Raw genomic sequence first — 17,012 nt, 5'->3', positions numbered from 1 at the left:
CGGCTGTGTCACACCCTTGAAGGGAAAGTGACGAGCGGACTGCTGGCGTTGGTGGGGTCTTCGCGCATTGGGGCTAAGCCAGAGGCGATGTTGGCAGGGTTGCTGTTGAAGGCTTCCAACGCCTCGATGAACTTGCCGCGCCAGTAAACGATGAGTTCTTGCGACTTGTTTACCTTCGCAATCCATACGTCGTCTACCTTGCCGCCCACCACCTGCATCATCAACCGGTGTTTGGGTGCGCTGTAATTACCCAAGTAGGCCTTGGTGGTGTAGTTCCAGTTGGAGGGCATTTCCAATTTGTCGGATATGATGATGGTTTGTTCTTGCAACCTGCGTTCGCCCAAAGCGAAGTCTTCGTTCTCCTTCAACCGCAGGCGTAGGCGCACGCTGGCTTTCTTCAACGATGCGTCGCGCAACACCACAATGCCCACGCTGTCTTTAACGCGGCCGGCCTTGATGGTGAATAAAGGCCGTATCGACTCGTCGTTCAGCGGCACATAGTGCGTGCCGGGTATGGCTTTGTCGGTGCGTTCGGTAACGGTAGAGTCTATGATGTAGCCTTTATTGTCGTAGGTATAGTCTACAATGTATTCACTCACCTGCTCGAAAAGCACGTGCCTGTCTGTGGGGGCCGACCCGCCAATCACCCGAATGGGGATGAAAACCGTGTCGCGCACCCTCGTGTCGCTACCCCATACAAATGAAAAGGGATGGTCGGCGGGTGCCTTTTGGTTTTCGCTAACCAGTTCTGCTCGTGCCTTTTCGTTAAAGAGCAACTTCTCGTCTTCCTTGCATCCCATTGTAAAGAGGGCGCACAGCAAGGCGGCATATAATATTTTTTTCATTGTCATGTTTGTTTAGTTTACATATACAGCCTCGTCTTTTGGCAGAGGCACTACGTAGGTTTCTACCGAACCAGGCACGGAGGTCCAAAGAATGGTGCTTGCACCAAGTCGCTTGTAGGCATAAAACGCCTGTCCTTCTCCGTAAAACTCCTTATTATATTCTTTCACCAAGAGGTCAATCCGCTCGCTGTCGTTGGCCATCGTGGTGGGCGTTACGTCGCGCGCTGTGCAGAATGTGGCGTAATAAGCATTGGCATCTGCAAGCGGACTGCTTTCTATCGCTATGAGATACATCTCGGAAAGGCGGATGAGCGGTATCACGTTTTTGGCAAGGGTGGGCATCTTCTCCGTTTGGGTGTACTTCTGGAAGTAGAACGGGCGATTGTAATAGCTGATGTTCACCTCTTCCCACAGGTTGACGAAGCGTATGTCGGAAGTGCCTGCCTCATACAGGCGTGCCGTTAGTTCGGCCTTAGGCTTTTGATAGGTGCGCCCCGTACCCAATGTTTTTGATAGGTCGTTCGCTTTTAAGTTGAAGACGTGTTCTGCTGAAAACGTCTTGTCTCCTCGCGAACAATCGTCGCGCGTGCCCAGTCGGAACATCGCGTTACCTTCGGGTGTCTTGGCGTCTATCACGAGTTTGGCATACGCTAATGCTTTCTCCTTGTTACCCATCCACAGATAGGCGCGTGCTTTTAGCGCGCACACGGCGTAATAGTTCATACGCAGTTGACGGGCAGTGAAGAAGTTATCTTCTGATGCCGCATCCTTGTTCAAAGCCTCGATAGATTTCGAACGCACGGGGTCGTCTTTCAGGCAGCTCTCCGCCTCGTCAAGATCTTTGAGCAATTGTGTTGTAAATTCGGAGTAGGAGAGAAAGGCATTGGGGCGGTTGGTTACCGTCGTGACGTATGGAAGAACTTTGGATGTGGGCACATTGTTGGGCATCGGACCGAAAAGACGCAACACATCCAAGTGGCAGAAAGCGCGCAAACCCAAGGCTTCGCCCTTGATGAGGTTGTAGTTGGTGTCGTCTAGCACGCTGCGATGCTGCTCTATGCCGCTCAACAACCCGTTCACGTCGGCCACAACCTTGTATAGGTTGTTGTAGATGTTGCCCATCGCCGTTTCTACCACGGCGGCCTTATAGTCGTATTTGTTGAGATATTCGCCCACGCTGCCAGCGTTGTAGGTCCAGTGTTGCGCTAAATTCTCTACTGTTCCGCACACCATCTCTTCCCCATAGAGGTTGGTTTGCTTCATCCGTATATAGCTTCCGATAAGCACGCTGCGGCAGCCGTCCACCGTAGAGAACATCTCATCCTTCTCTTTTTCGGTGGAAGGTAGCACGTTGAGGAAATCGTTGCAGGCCGTGGTTGTGCCCAGAATGAGCAACAAGGCTATGATAAATTTGCCAAATTTCATTGTGTTTAGGTGTTTAAAGTTTAGAAACTAACGGATAGGGTAAACGAGCAACGCCGCGAATAGGGGTAGGAAAGTCCGCGTTCTTGCTTAACGCTCGAGAGATAGAAGAGGTCGCTTAGGTCGCTGCTCAACGTCAATACCTGTATGCCCAAATGGCGTTTCAGCCACGGGTTGTTGCTGAACATGTAGGCAAGGTGAATGTTCTGGCAGCTGAGCGTGCGTTCGTCTTGCACGAACCTTGTCGTGGCATTGGTTATGGTTTCGTTGTTCAAGCCTTTAAAGAATGTACGGTCGTCTTTCTGTTGCCAGCGGTCGCGAAACACCCTTTCGTCCACGTTGTAGTGTTTGTCGGCGTTCTCGATGCGGTTAGCCAGCGTGGAATTGTATATCTGTCCGCCAAAGCGATAGCCGAAAACCACGTTGGCTGTGAAATCTTTCCAGCGAATCATGCTGCTCAATGTGCCGCGGAATTTGGGCTGGCTGATGCCGCACGCCACGCGGTCTGCCGCGCTCCACGTGTGGGTTAGCTCGCCGTTCTTCTTTCTAAAAACCTCGTTGCCCGTGCTGGGGTCTATTCCCAGCGACTGAACGGCATAGATGGTGTGTTGCGATTCGCCCTCGCGTATCACTTTGTTAGGCGTTGTCCCACCCGTAAGAAGTCGTTTGGCATACTCGTCTTTCAAGGCTTGCGATAGTTTCACTACCTTGTCTTTGTTGTGTGCGATGGAGCCTGTTACCGACCATGCAAGCCTTTGCGAGGTGTTGCGCAACAGAAAGCCAGTGGCTTTCACTTCAAAGCCGCGGTTCTCCACCTCGCCAATATTCTCCACAAACGATGTGAAACCGTTAGAGAGGGGCAGTTTTAACGACGAGAGTAAGTTAGATGTTTTGTCGAGATAAACGTCGGCAACAAGGTTCAGTCGGTTGTCGAAGAGGTTGATTTCAACGCCTGCATTCCATTTGTCTGTCTTCTGCCATTCCAAGTTGGGGTTCTCCAGTGCCTTTTGGTAAGTGCCAATCCAGCTGTTGTAGCGGTCGTTCAGATAATAAGAATAGGTGGCTATGGCTTGGTAGGCACTGAATTTCTGCGAACCGGTTTGCCCGAAAGAAGCCCTGAATTTGAGCCTATCAACAAAGCGAACGCTTTTCATGAACTTTTCGTTGTGCACGTTCCAGCCGATGCCCACCGAGTAGAACGGCGCGAAACGGCGGTTTTTCCCAAACTGTGAAGAGCCGTCTATGCGGTAGGCCAGGTCGGTGTAATACCTGTTGTCGAAGGAATAGTTGGCGTTAAACACCAATCCCACGGCGCGGGTTCGCGACTCTCCGCCCGATGGTTTGCCGCCTTTTTGGTATTGCAAGGCGTTGGAAGGAAAGTCGAGGTATTCGTCTGTAAAGCCCTCGAACACGAAGTTGTAGTTGCGGGCGAAGTTAGATGTAACATTCCAGTTGGCTGCCGCATACAGAAGATGTTTCTCTGCGAAGTGCTTGGAATAGCTTGCCGTGAGTGCCACTTCATAATTTGTTAGCTTGCCTGTGCCGTAGTTATAGCGCCCTTTGCGCAAGCTGCCTTCCTCCGTTTGATATTCGTCGGCTTCGAACATCGTGTGTTTGGCCGGCTTAAAGTCGTCGGTCTCGGTGTTTCGCCACGTCAAACCAACGCGCCCTCGCGTGATGAATCCCTCGAAAGGCCGCCACTCGATGGAGAAATTGTTGGTGATGTCGGTGTATTGTTGGCTGTTTTTCTGGTTGAGCATGGCATTGTAAAGCGGATTGGCAGGCAGATTGCGGAACCCGCCATAGAAGTCTACATCGTTGTCGAACATCTTGATAAGCCTGCCGTTGTCGTCGTATGGCCGCCAATAGGGGTTCAATCGGGTGTAATCGGAGAACGAGCCGTATGGCGATTCGGCTGACTTGGTGTATCCGATGCTGAGGTCGTTGGTGAAAATCAAGCTGCGATGGCGGTAAGAAAGGGTGATGCCACCGTTGAAGTTGTTGCGGTTTGAACCTTTCATCACACCTGCCACACCGTTATATTGTAGCGAGGCTGCATAGCGGAAACTCTCGTCGCCGCCCTCAATGCGTATGTTATGCCGTTGCCCCACCCCTGCGCGTAGCGGTTTCGACAACCAGTCGGTTTCAAATCCACGCGTGATGTTCTCTAAAATGGCCGAATATTTTTTCTTCAAAATAAAGTCGCGTCCCGGGTTGGTGCTTTGATAATAGCCCGAACGCCGTTCCAATTCTAGCTTGTCGGCGGCGTTCAGCAAGTGATAGTCCGACAGGTCGGGCACCTCAACGTTAAGGCTACCGCTATACGAGAACCGCAGTCGCCCCGTTTGGGGTGTCTTGCGCTTGATGACGATAACGCCGTTGGCTCCGCGCGAACCGTAAATGGCCGTGGCGGAACCGTCTTTTAGCAGCGTGATGGATTCCACCTCGTCTTCGTTCAAGTCCACCATCCGCGCCAAGCTGATCTCAAATCCGTCCAAAATGATGAGCGGCGTGTTCAGGTCGGTGCGTGTGTTGTCTTGCAGGTTTGTAAGGGTTGGCAGGTTGGCGGTACCGCGAATTTGAACATCGGGCAGACGGTTGGGGTCCGACCCATACTGGTTGTTTGCCAGTAAGTTGAACGACGGGTCGATGTTGGCGATAGATGTAAGCAGGTTCTTGTTACCGAATTCTTTTAGCTCCTTGTTCGTGATGGTGGCCACCGCTCCCGTAAACGCCTCTTTGTTTTTCTGGAAAATACCCGTCACAACGACGTCTTTTATCGTTGTGCTCGACTGCATCGACAGGTTGCGGACAACCGCTGTGGTTCCCGGTTCGATGGTGATGCTTACAGGGTTCATGCCCACGTACGAGAAACGAACAACGGTGAGGCTTGTGGGAATGTCTATGTGATACATGCCATCCATGTCCGTTACGCCGCTCACCTTACCGTCGGCACCATACACGGTGACGCCAATCAGCGGCTCGCCGCTTTCGCTTTTCACTTGCCCTTTCATCGTTCTTTTACTTCCCTGCGTGGCTTGTTGGCTCGTCTTGGATGCCAACTCGGCACTTTCGGCATGGCAAGGCAGTTGTGGAAATGTGGTCCACAACATCAACAACAAGAGCCTGGTAACTCGTCCTACTTGTCTGTTTCTTCGCATAAAGAAAGTTCTCATTTTTGTTAATTGCTCGTGTTTTCCCTGCGATTAGTGTACAGGGGTTGTTAAATACTGTTGATCTCCTGCCTGTTTGTCCACGTTCTACTTTACTGTCAGCGGTATTGTTGTTAGATTGCGAAAAGGCGTTAAGAAATCGTTTGCTGCAAATTTATGCGTTTTTTTCGAAAGTTCCAAATATCCCGAAAATTATTTTTCTATGAAATCGTCTTGGTTTTTAATATTTCTATAAATTCAGAGGGAGTAGTCTGTAAATTCAGAGGGGTTTGTCATCTTTGTGATGCCAATACAAGATAAACACGTTTCTCATACACGCAACGCGCACTTATGGCGCATCGCCTAGCAGATGCCAACACAAGATAAACACATTTCTCATACACAAGGTGCAGGACAAATCGGCTTACTGGCTTATAAACTCACGAAAAACCAACAACTCCCGAAAACATCAACTCATCAACCGACAAACTCATCAACTCAAAAACTCACCAACTTACAAACAAACAAAGTTACTAACTTATCAACTTACGAACTCAAAAACTCGCCAACTAACAAACTCATCAACTTACGAACTTACAAACTCATCAACTAACAACCTCAAAAACTCGCCAACTAATAAACTCATCAACTTGCGAACTTACTAACTCATCAACTAACAACCTCAAAAACTCACCAACTGACAACCTCAAAAACTCATCAACTTAAAAACTTAAAATTCTTATTTTTATTTTACAATATGGATCTAATTCTCGCTCCGTTCTAGCGAAAATATAGGCTAAAAAATAGGTAAATAGCCCCTATTTCTAGATTTTTTCGCCTTCCGTTTTGTCTGTTTTTAAGAGCAAAGCCTGCATTTAGCACCATTTTACCTTTCTAGTTTGCTTGCCAGCTCGTATTTTTTCAGGCCTAATTACCCACTTTTTGCCCCTAAAATTCTACTTTTTGGCGACTATTTTGCCCATTTTAGCCGTGTATTTCATGGTTCTAAGAGGTTTTGTTTATACCATTGCGGCGTATATTTATGCTTTTCGTCTTGCATTCAGCAGCATTTTGCACTGCATTTTGCACCATTTTACCTTGCGTTTAGCACCAAAACGCACTGCGTTTAGCACCAAAACGCACTGCATTTAGCACCAAAACGCGCTGCATTTAGCGGTAAAATGCACTCAAATTAGCAGTAAATTGGCCAAAACTTGGTGCAAACGACACTCTATTGAAATAAATATTCATTTTGCCCGTATGTGCAACTACCCCTTTCTTGCACAAAACAAACCTTCGCGAGAATCGATTTTTTGCGGCAAGGTGAGCGATTGGTGGCAAAAAGAGTACTCATAATGTTAAAATTCTTGCTGAAAAGTGGACAAGTTAACGAGAGGACAAGTTAACGAGAGGACGAGTTAACAAGAGGACAAGTTAACGAGCGGGGAAGTTGACGAGTTGGGAAGTTGACGAGTTGACGAGTTGACAAGAGGACAAGTTAACGAGTTGACGAGTGGAGAAGTTAACGAGTGAACGAGCTAATCGTTCTTTTCTCGCCGCGACAATGTTCGAACAAGCTCGACATTGTTCATTTGGCTTAGCGAAAACGTTTATCTTTTCGTCTTTTGACATAACAACGTCCTTTTTGACATAAGAACATAAGGAACATAAAGAAGTGCTCTTTACTTTCTCCTCATTATGTGCCACTGGAAAGACGCTTTCAACTGGCAGCGAAAGCATTGAATCAACTTCCACTAGATTACCTTTTTTGAGACATAGACACGTTTTGCCACAGACAAATGGGGCAGAATTTCAGTACTTATCATATCTTAGTCCAGTACTTCGTACATTATAGGTGTGTTTATCCTGGATTTATAACGCAAAGATAATAAACCCCTATCCCTTTTTAGAAACATAAAAGTGAAGACGACTTCTATTACTGTCCGCTAAAAATAAATTTTTATTGAGAGAAAAACTTTTAGCAGACAGCAATATAAGTATAACGTTTGGAAAGTCAACTGGGGTTTTGCACGTGGAGGTGGCCATGCTGTGCAGGCCTTAGAGAAAACGTTGCGCTTTGAGTAAAAGAGCTGTTTGTACGCCTTATCACCCCGTCGTGTGCGAGGAATGCAGCGTGTTTTGCTCCGTTTTCTCAAAGCGCAACGTGTGGTTGTGCGCGATAATGTTTGTCTACTTAATGGCTTACCAAGTGGCGCACTGGGGTTAAAGCCATTGTGGTAACTTGTCGAGATGTATGCCGTTGCTGCCTTTTACAAGGATGTAATGGTTTTCGGGGCGATGCTTTTTCAACTCGGCTATCACTTCTTCTACGTTGTTGAACTTGCGGAAAGCACAGCTTGTGCGGGCAAATTCGGAACCAACGAGCCACACTTCGTCGAGTGCGAGCTGCGAAAGCTGGTCGACAATGGCTTGATGTGCGCTTTGGCTAACGGCTCCCAATTCGAGCATGTCGCCCAAAATGGCCATCTTGTGCGGCACTTCCATATCGTGAAAGTTGTTCAGGGCCACGCTCATGCTTGTTGGGTTGGCGTTGTAGGCGTCCATAATCAGCTTGTTGTGTGCCGTTTCTTCCAGTTGCGAACGGTTGTTGCTGGGCACGTAATTGGCCAAGGCACGGTTAGCATCTTCGGCCGAAACGCCTAAGAAAAGGCCTACACTGAGGGCGGCAAGCATGTTTAGCACATTGTATGCCCCAACAAGATGGGTTTGAACCTCGTTCCATGCGCCGCCTTCGCGTTGCCAAGCGAAACGTAAGAAGGGGGCAGCCGAAACCACTTTGCCGCTAACGAAGAGGTCGGGGCGTGCAGGTGTGCCATAGGTTACGAGGTCTAGCCCCTCGGCAATGCCCATCAGGTGGGGATTGTTGGCATCGATAAACACCTTTCCGCGCTTGCTTTGGCGCATAAAGTCGTATAGTTCGCCTTTGGTTTTTACCACTCCTTCGAACGAACCAAAGCCTTGCAGGTGGGCCATGCCTACGTTGGTGATGAGTGCAAGGTCGGGTTCGACCAGCTCAACCAACGTCTTGATGTCGCCCGGATGACTGGCTCCCATTTCTACCACGGCCACTTCGTGTTCGGGTTTAAGGCGTAGTAGGGTTTTGGGAACGCCAATATCGTTGTTGAAATTGCCCAAAGTGTACAGCACGTTGTACTTTTGGCCCAGCACAGCCGCCAGTAGTTCCTTGGTGGTTGTTTTGCCGTTGGTGCCCGTTATGCCGACAATGCGCGTGCCAAGGGTGCGGCGATGGTGGCGCGCTAACAGCTGGAAGGCACGCAACACGTCGTCTACCAGTATGTATCGCTCATCGTTAGGTGGGCAAAATTCGGCCTCGTCTACCACGGCAAAGGTGCAACCTTGCTGCAAGGCCGCGGCAGCGAACTTGTTTCCGTTGAACGATTCGCCTTTAAGGGCGAAGAAAATGCTACCCGCGGGGCAGTCGCGGCTGTCGGTGGTTACTATGGGATGGCGTTCAAAAATCTTATATAACTGTTCTGTTGTCATACGCTTTGTTTGTATAATGGCTACTTCTGCAAAACGTGCAGCAGCCTGTTGGCACGCGCAAGCTTGTGCCTTTGGCCGTGCGTTACTCGTCTACTTTCAATTCTTTGCGATATTCGCCCAATCGTTTAAGCAACTGCTTGGTAACTTTTTCCGTACCCGGTTTGCCGTAGATGTTGTTCAGTTCGTCGGGGTCGGCCTGCAAGTCGTACAGTTCGTAATAATCTATGTCGGCATCATCGCGAAAATAATTGATGCGTTTCAATGCCTGATAGGTATAATATTCGCTGGTTCCGGGCGTGCGTTGGTACTTGTTTTCTTGCACGGCGCGGTCGCTGCCCTTTCCGTAGAAGTGGATAAGCTTGTAGCGTTCGTTGCGCACGCCATCGTGCTTGCGCACAAGGTGGTAAGTGGGATAGTCGTAATAGTGGTAGTAAAGGTCTTTTCGCCAGTCCTTTACATTTGTGCCCTTGAACAGCGGTTGCAGACTACGGCCACTCATCTCGCTGGGCTTTTTCACCCCGGCAAGTTCGAGGAAAGTGGGCGCGAAGTCGATGTTCTGCACCAATTGGTTGCATTCTGTTCCTTCTTTTACATGTCCGGGATAGCTGATGATGAGCGGCGTGTGGAACGACTCTTCGTACATGAACCGCTTGTCAAACCATCCGTGTTCGCCCATATAGAAGCCTTGGTCTGAGGTGTACACCACGATGGTGTTGTCGCTAAGTCCGTTTTGTTCCAAATAATCAAGTAGTCGGCCCACGTTGTCGTCAACAGAACGTATCACGGCAGCGTAGTCGCGAATGTAGTTTTGGTATTTCCACTTCACCAATTCCTTGCCTGTGAGTTTTGATTCGATAAACTTCTTGTTCCTTGGCATATAGTATTTGTCGAAGGCTACGCGCTGTTCGGTGGTAAATCTGCTTGTTTCGCCGAGCAGTGCGTAATACGAATCCATGCTTTCCACGTCGGCCGTGTCTAGCGTTTCGGGCACTTTCAGGTCTTGAATCATGCGCAAGTCGTCGTCGATGCGCATCTTTTGCGTTCTGGCAGCCGAGCCGCGCGTGGCGTAATCGTCCCAAAAGGTTTTGGGAAGTGGGAACTCTACGTCGCTATAAAGGCCGAAGTATTTTTCTTCGGGCATCCAATTGCGGTGCGGTGCCTTGTGATGCACCAGCAAACAGAAGGGTTTCGACTTGTCGCGATGCTCTAAGAAGTCGATGGCGTGGTCGGTAATGAGTGTCGTTGCGTAGCCTTTCTCTTGCTTGTACTTGCCGTATTCGCGGTTTGAGCAGAACACGGGGTTGTAATAAGAGCCTTGGTTGTAGAGGATATGGAAGAAATCGAACCCCTTGGGGCGGCAGTGCATGTGCCATTTGCCTACCATTGCTGTGGTGTACCCCGCTTTTTGTAGCAGCTCGCTGAAAAAAGTTCGGGTGGTATCGATGCCTTCTCCCAGTTGTCGTTGTCCGTTTTGGTGGCTGTAAAGGCCCGTGATGAGGCAGGCGCGACTGGGCGTTGACAGCGAGTTTTCGACAAAGGCCGACCTAAACAGCATGCCGCGGCGCGCCAATCGGTCGATGTTGGGCGTGGGCGCAAGCTTAGATAGGGCGCTGCCGTATGCGCTGATGGTTTGCATGGAGTGGTCGTCGCACATGATATATAAAATGTTGGGACGCACGGCAGTGGCTTGCGCTGCTGCGTTTACGGGAACTGTGGCCAGTTCAGGGCACTTGGGGTAGCGGGTGTCGTTGGTTTGTGCCACTGTCTTATCGGCCGTTGTGGCCAATGCGAGGGCAGGAAGCATGGTGAGCGAGAGTTGGGATGGTAGATTCATCTTTGTGTAAGTTGGTTGTGTTTTGCGCTGGCATGTGCCCGTTAAGCTTGTGGTGAGCATGTCGGCAGCGCGTTATGTGCTACAAAAGTACACAAAATCGTGGGGATGGATGCCCCCAATGCCACATTTTTTATTTGGTATGCGGAATATTTTGAATGGGGATGGGGTGGTGGATGTGGTGCGGATGGCACTCCTTGTTATATAAGGTGGGGCGGTGTTGGTTGGACGTGATGGCGTTTGATGGGTGCGGATGGCGCTCCTTATTATATAAGGTGGGGTGGTGGCAGGTGTGCCGAACGAAGTGCGAAGAAAGGGTTGTGCGTTTCTTTTTGGCATTTAAAGAAGAAAGGATAGGGCTAAGTTTGGGGTAAGAAAAAAGTCCTTGAAATCTCACGACTTCAAAGACCCACACAATTTATTAACCAAAAAATGTGGTGCCACCAGGAATCGAACCGGGGACACAAGGATTTTCAGTCCTTTGCTCTACCAACTGAGCTATGGCACCAACTTCTGAATTGCGAGTGCAAAGGTAGTGATAATTTGTGTAACTGGCAAATATTCTCTGCATTTTCTTTAATATTTTCTCGTCATTTGCCCGTTATTCAGATTTTTGCAGTACCTTTGCACCGCATTTAAGCGAAGAAAGCCAGTTGCATAAGCAATATTGCGGTTCGTCATTGGCATTCGTTTTGGCATCGGGATGTAGCGCAGTTGGTAGCGCACTACGTTCGGGACGTAGGGGTCGGGCGTTCGAGTCGCCTCATCCCGACCAAAAAACAATCGGCCACGCATTGGGTTTCCAATGGCGTGGCCGATTGCTTTTAGTGAGAACGTGAATAGGGAACGATGGTTTCCTATATATATGGCTCTCTATTTTTCTTTTTTCGGTTTCTTTCCTACTTCAACGAATATTGACATGATGGACAGAATAGTGATTCCTCCAAAGATACCAGAGAACCAAGGCTTATCTAGGTATAGAGCGAAAGCTGTAATACCCATGAAAATGACAAGTGATAAGAAGGCAAAACGCATACCCCTAATGTTCATCTTAGCGTCTTTTTGTTCAGACTCCTTTATTAATTCCAACTTCTCTTTTTCCATATAATGCCTATGTTCTTGTTCTTTTCTCGCTGTTTCTATCAAGAACTCAACAATATTGGGGCTGATTTTCTGGTATTGGGATAACTCTTGGGGCGAAGGCAATGAGTTATCATCAACCGACACGGTTTGTTCTAGTTGCTTTCCTACCGAATCGCCAGTTGATACTTGGGTTTCTTTCCTGCTGATAGATTGTTTAGCCATTCTCCATTATAAGTTTATTAAAGCTTTTTCGTATGTCGGCTGCAACATTTCGTCTGTCGTTTATCAAGTTCTCTGCATCAGTACGACGATCCGATTTGCCATACAGCACTTCCCTTTCTAGTTCTTTTATTGCTTCCGAATCAGAGTGATATTGACCTTTGGAAGCTCTTCCAAACACGTATGTGGCCCTTGCCACAAATTGTATCATGCTTTTTATGATGTACATAAAGCCTCCTTTTATTTTATTGGATGTTATTTTATAGTGCAAATATAGTGTTTTTATCTCGAACGAACAAAAGTTTAAAAGATTGACAGCTTCTAATGTGCGGCAATGTTGACGGCTTTTGTTTGGTAACGTGGTACCGAAAGGGCGTGTTTGTTGTTTACACACTCGCAGAATGTGGCCTGAAAAGTCTACGATACCTCTTTTACCATAGGCGTTGTTGCAATAGCCGAATTTTAGCCGACAAGTTGGTTTGTCAGCTGTTTGGCAGACACGTTGTATATGGACTTCGATCCGTTTTACAGGGCTTGTTCCCCCTGCCACGTTAGCAAGCGAACGAATGAAAGGGCGCGCGGTGTGTGCGCAGCATTTGTTCGGCCTTTACTTCTCCTTATATATAATCTTGTTTTGTCCTGTTGTCAGCTCCAACGTTTCTCGATTTTCTGCAATGAAACTGTCGATGTGGCGCACGCGTTTCTCTTCCAAAATCTCGTCAACGGCGATGAGGATGCCCGTTTCTTCAACATCGCCGAAACCATAGTTGATGGCCGTTCCAAAGAGTTTCATCGTAGGACTAAGCCCCATGTAGGCGTTAACCAGCGGCGGAATGTTATATCCCAGCGCGCGAATTTCGCGATTCAAGATTTTATAATCTGCCTTAAAGTCGTTTTCGCAGAACAGTGCCTCCAGTTCTTTTGGGTCGGTTTCGATGGCAAGGGGCTTCATCGGTGTAATTAAATTCTCCTTATCGTCGAAGTGTTTTTTAAGGAAATAGAGTATCATATCCCTGCCGCGACGGATGTACGAGGGGTACATCGTCATCTTTCCAAAGAAGTATTTCAGTTTCGGGTTGATGACCGTCAATGCGCCAAGCCCGTCCCAAAGGTTGTCTAGCGCAAAGATGCTCTTCGTTCCCTTGCGGATGCTTTGGTATTCTACGGCCACGAACGAACGGCCTAGCTCCACCGTATAAGGCATATAGTCGGTGAGAAAGCGATTGGAAAACTTGAACATGTGGCTCGTTGCCAGCAGCGGTTGTCCGTCGTCGTTCATCTTCCAGTCCGTTCCGTATATGTATCTGTATCCCCCAATGATGTCTTCTGCGTCGGGGTTCCACACGATGAGCTGCTTATATCCGCCTTCCATCGTGTCGAACTCATCGATGTCCAACGCCTTTCCCGTTCCTCCGCCGGCGTTTCTGAACGCAATCTCGCGCAGCCTACCAATCTCTCGCATCACGTTGGGCGAGTCTTGTGCGGTAACGATGTATATCTCGTTGTTGCTTTTGTTCGTCAGGCGCAATTGTTTGTTGGGCGTGAGTTCGCTTTTCAGCAGTTCCCTTTCAACGGGTTGGATGATTTTTTCTTCCATTCTTCCTTCGGTTATGGTTTATGGCTTAGGGGTTAAGTCGCTGGTTTTGGTTGTTTGTGGGCAGTTGGTACACCAAGTTTTGCACCGCCTGCGCCCATTGCAGGGGCGTTCGGCTCTTGTCGAACGTTTGCCACGGAATGGGTTTGCCGATGGTTACGTTAAAGGTTTTGTGCCTGTTCTTGTACATTTCATCTACAAGGAACAGCATGGCCACGTTGAACTTGATGCCTAGGCGTTTGCAGGTGTTTGCCAAACGATAGAAAAAGTTGGAGTTCTGCCCGCCGAAATGTATGGGCACCACGTCTCTCTGTGTTTCTACACTCTTGGCGATGAACGTCTTTGTCCACGGTATGTCGCGTATCTCGCCTTTCGTTCTTCGGCTGCAAAGGCCCGCAGGGAACATCATCATGTGCTGCTGCGACTTGAAACCAGCCTCGACCATAGCAGGGAAAGCACGACTTTGGTTGCCAGTTTTGTTGATGGGAATACATAACGGGGCCAAGCCGGGCAGGTTCATCAGCAGGTCGTTAACCAGATAGCGGAAGTTGCCGTCGTAGTGCTGGCCCACGATTGCGCCAAGTGCCACGCCGTCGATGCCGCCCAATGGATGGTTAGACACGAACGTGTATAGCCTACCATCATCCTTTGCAGGAAGGTTTTCCATGCCGCGCACGTTTAATGTCAGGTCTAGATAGCCTACGCAAGCCTCTAACCAGTCTACGCCCACGCGTTCGCGGTTGTCCCAAAGAAAACCGTTCACCTCGTCTTGGTGCACGATGTGTTTAAGCCATCTTGCCAACGCACGGGGTACAAGACGCGCCTTGTCGCCCATCTTGCTTTTAAGGATGTTGTCTATGTCTATGGTTTTCTCCACAATGTCGTTCTATCAAAACAATACTAACAATCTGCAAAAATAACACTTCTTTTTTTAATACGTGCGGTGTGCGGCCTAAAAAATGCGTGTTTTTTTTGCGTTGCCTTTCAATTGTGGCTTGCTAAGCGTTGCTTTGGGGCACAATACTGCACAACCGAACCTGGCTTTCGTTTGGCATTTTGCTTTTTGGCGGTGTGGCATGTGGGCGTGTTTCCGATGGTAGTAGTCGGGGGTATTGATGTTTTTTTCTTCTGCCGATGCCTGTGCGTTGGACTGCTTAGCCAAACTCAATGGACTGCATGGCTAGCCTAGGCATACCTCATACGGGATGAAAAAGAAAAAAGGGAACTACCGAAGTAATTCCCTTTCGCGCTTCAAGATGGGCTTGAACCAACGACCCCCTGATTAACAGTCAGGTGCTCTAACCAACTGAGCTATTGAAGCAATTTTGCTTGTTTGCGGTTGCAAAGGTACTGCATTTTGTTGAAACCACCAAATGTTTTGGCGAAAAAAATCGTTTTTTCTCGATTTTATAATAAAATAGGAATAAAGATAACGCTAGGTAATCTGAATGTCGTAATTTTGTAAAACAGAACAAACCTATTTACAATGAGGAAGACATTCATCGCATTATGCCTGGCCGCCACCGCCTACACGGCAGCGGCGCAAAACGAACGAGACCACAACTTCGACGTGGCCAAGAACCTTAACATTTTTAACGCTATCTACAAAAACCTCGATATGATGTATGTAGACACGCTTAACGCTAACCAAACGGTGGGGACGGGCGTCAACGCCATGCTTAAAGCCCTAGACCCCTACACCGTGTATTACCCCGAAGACAAGGTGAAAGACCTTAAATTCATGATTACGGGTAAGTACGGTGGTATTGGCGCCATCATTAAGTACAACAGCCAGCTTAAACGCGTCATCATAGAAGAACCCTATGAAAACATGCCCGCTGCCGAAGTGGGACTGAAAAAGGGCGACATCATCTTGGCCATCGACAACGAAGACATGACCAAGAAAGACCAATCTTACGTTAGCGACCATCTGCGGGGCGACCCCGCAACAAGCTTCATCCTCCAAATAAAACGCCCATCAACGGGCAAGGTCATGAAGTTTAAGGTTACCCGTAAGGCCATCCAGTCGCCTGCCGTGCCCTATTATGGCATGCAACCCAACAATGTGGGCTACATCAACCTTTCTGGATTTACCGAAAACTGCTCGCGCGAGGTGCGCCGTGCCTTCCTCGACCTTAAACAAAAAGGCATGAAGAGCCTTGTGTTCGACCTTCGCGGCAATGGCGGCGGGTCCGAATCGGAGGCCGTAAGCATCGTAAACATGTTCGTGCCAAAAGGAAAACTCATCGTTTCCAACCGCGGAAAGCTGCAACGCTCTAACCACGAGTACCGCACAACGGTTGAACCCATCGACACCGTAATGCCCATCGTGGTGCTTGTCGACGGCAATTCGGCCAGCGCGAGCGAAATTACTTGCGGCTCGCTGCAAGACCTCGACCGAGCCGTGGTGCTGGGAACGCGCACTTTTGGCAAGGGCTTGGTGCAAATGACGATGGACTTGCCTTACAATACGGCACTCAAACTGACGACGGCCAAGTACTACATACCTAGCGGGCGATGTATTCAGGCCATTAACTATAAACACGGAAACGGCGGCACAACCGAACACGTACCCGACTCGTTAACCAAGTTGTTCCACACGGCTAACGGCAGACCTGTGCGCGATGGCGGCGGAATTCTGCCCGATGTGGTGGTGAAAGCCGACTCACTGCCCAACATCGCGTTTTACCTGGCAGGAATCAGAGACTCTAACGAGCTGTTGCTGAACTATCAATTAGACTACATTGCCAAGCATCCCACCATCGCGCAACCCGAAGACTTTACGCTTACCGATGCCGAATACAACGAGTTTAAGCAGCGTGTGCTCAACTCGAAGTTCACTTACGACCGCGAAAGTGAGAAATTCTTAAAGGAATTGGTAAAGCTGGCTAAGTTCGAAGGCTATTATGATGATGCCAAAACCGAGTTCGATGCGCTAGAAAAGAAGTTGAGCCACAACATCGCCAAAGACCTCGACATCAACAAAGATGCCGTCAAGCGACTTATCATCGACGGCATCATACCCACGTATTACTTCCAAAAGGGCCGCATCAGGCACTCGCTTGTTGACGATAAGCAAATGAAAGAGGCCCTCAAGTTGCTGGCAGACCCTAAGCGATATGCCGACTTGCTGAAACCGCAACCAAAGGCGGCACAGCCCAAGGCAAAGAAGTAAACAGCGTGTGCTGAAACCTCTTTCGCTAGGCATTTAGCCTTGTTACAGCCTGTTTCGCCCATTTCTTGTGGATGCACCATTAGTTGCGCGTTTTCAAGAAGTGGGCGAAAGCTGTTTTTGGTGGCCAAACCCATTCGCTTTGAAACCTACTTTTAACCTGATTAAC

At 48.7% G+C, this 17,012-nt stretch carries 10 protein-coding genes and 3 tRNA genes; 2 read left to right on the top strand and 11 right to left on the bottom strand.

Annotation, left to right across the window (positions count from 1 at the left end):
* Positions 1–8 precede the first annotated feature (8 nt).
* The 6 genes from HMPREF2955_RS07290 to HMPREF2955_RS07265 all read right to left on the bottom strand — a co-directional run bounded on the left by HMPREF2955_RS07290 (position 9) and on the right by HMPREF2955_RS07265 (position 11,283).
* The gene (locus tag HMPREF2955_RS07290; RefSeq protein WP_070722254.1) at positions 9–845 is read right to left on the bottom strand and encodes a DUF4843 domain-containing protein; all 837 of its coding nucleotides are present in this window, start codon (positions 843–845) and stop codon (positions 9–11) included.
* A gap of 12 nt (positions 846–857) precedes the next feature.
* Complete coding sequence (locus HMPREF2955_RS07285; protein ID WP_070722252.1) at positions 858–2,270, bottom strand: RagB/SusD family nutrient uptake outer membrane protein; 1,413 nt, start codon at positions 2,268–2,270, stop codon at positions 858–860.
* A 20-nt stretch (positions 2,271–2,290) separates the two neighbouring features.
* Entirely contained in the window at positions 2,291–5,428 is a 3,138-nt protein-coding gene (locus HMPREF2955_RS07280; RefSeq protein WP_246830090.1) for a SusC/RagA family TonB-linked outer membrane protein, read from the bottom strand.
* Between the two features lie 2,214 nt (positions 5,429–7,642).
* Positions 7,643–8,944, bottom strand: coding sequence for a UDP-N-acetylmuramoyl-tripeptide--D-alanyl-D-alanine ligase (murF, locus tag HMPREF2955_RS07275; protein ID WP_009231659.1), 1,302 nt, complete (start codon positions 8,942–8,944; stop codon positions 7,643–7,645).
* An 82-nt stretch (positions 8,945–9,026) separates the two neighbouring features.
* The gene (locus HMPREF2955_RS07270) at positions 9,027–10,748 is read right to left on the bottom strand and encodes a sulfatase family protein (RefSeq protein WP_009231660.1); all 1,722 of its coding nucleotides are present in this window, start codon (positions 10,746–10,748) and stop codon (positions 9,027–9,029) included.
* A gap of 462 nt (positions 10,749–11,210) precedes the next feature.
* Positions 11,211–11,283: transfer RNA gene (locus HMPREF2955_RS07265), tRNA-Phe, on the bottom strand.
* Between the two features lie 191 nt (positions 11,284–11,474).
* On the opposite strand from HMPREF2955_RS07265, the gene HMPREF2955_RS07260 reads away from it, so the two are divergent.
* A tRNA-Pro gene (locus HMPREF2955_RS07260) sits at positions 11,475–11,550 on the top strand.
* Positions 11,551–11,648: 98 nt separating this feature from the next.
* Here the strand turns inward: HMPREF2955_RS07260 and HMPREF2955_RS07255 are convergent.
* The 5 genes from HMPREF2955_RS07255 to HMPREF2955_RS07230 form a co-directional block, all read right to left on the bottom strand.
* A complete protein-coding gene (locus HMPREF2955_RS07255; RefSeq protein WP_009231662.1) occupies positions 11,649–12,080 on the bottom strand; it encodes a DUF2335 domain-containing protein in 432 nt (143 codons plus the stop codon).
* The gene (locus HMPREF2955_RS07250) at positions 12,073–12,306 is read right to left on the bottom strand and encodes a hypothetical protein (protein WP_044078325.1); all 234 of its coding nucleotides are present in this window, start codon (positions 12,304–12,306) and stop codon (positions 12,073–12,075) included. The genes HMPREF2955_RS07255 and HMPREF2955_RS07250 overlap by 8 nt, the downstream gene beginning before the upstream one ends.
* Before the next feature lie 378 nt (positions 12,307–12,684).
* The gene (locus HMPREF2955_RS07245) at positions 12,685–13,674 is read right to left on the bottom strand and encodes a glycine N(alpha)-acyltransferase GlsB (protein ID WP_070722247.1); all 990 of its coding nucleotides are present in this window, start codon (positions 13,672–13,674) and stop codon (positions 12,685–12,687) included.
* 25 nt (positions 13,675–13,699) lie between these two features.
* Positions 13,700–14,548, bottom strand: coding sequence for a lyso-glycine lipid O-acyltransferase GlsA (locus HMPREF2955_RS07240; protein ID WP_083317654.1), 849 nt, complete (start codon positions 14,546–14,548; stop codon positions 13,700–13,702).
* A gap of 370 nt (positions 14,549–14,918) precedes the next feature.
* A tRNA-Asn gene (locus HMPREF2955_RS07230) sits at positions 14,919–14,992 on the bottom strand.
* A 165-nt stretch (positions 14,993–15,157) separates the two neighbouring features.
* Here HMPREF2955_RS07230 and HMPREF2955_RS07225 point away from each other — a divergent pair.
* The gene (locus HMPREF2955_RS07225; RefSeq protein ID WP_070722244.1) at positions 15,158–16,846 is read left to right on the top strand and encodes a S41 family peptidase; all 1,689 of its coding nucleotides are present in this window, start codon (positions 15,158–15,160) and stop codon (positions 16,844–16,846) included.
* Positions 16,847–17,012: the final 166 nt, after the last annotated feature.

Source organism: Prevotella sp. HMSC073D09, assembly GCF_001814145.1.
GTDB lineage: Bacteria > Bacteroidota > Bacteroidia > Bacteroidales > Bacteroidaceae > Prevotella > Prevotella conceptionensis.
Note: the sequence above shows the minus strand (reverse complement) of the source record. Positions and strands in the feature narration are given on the sequence as shown.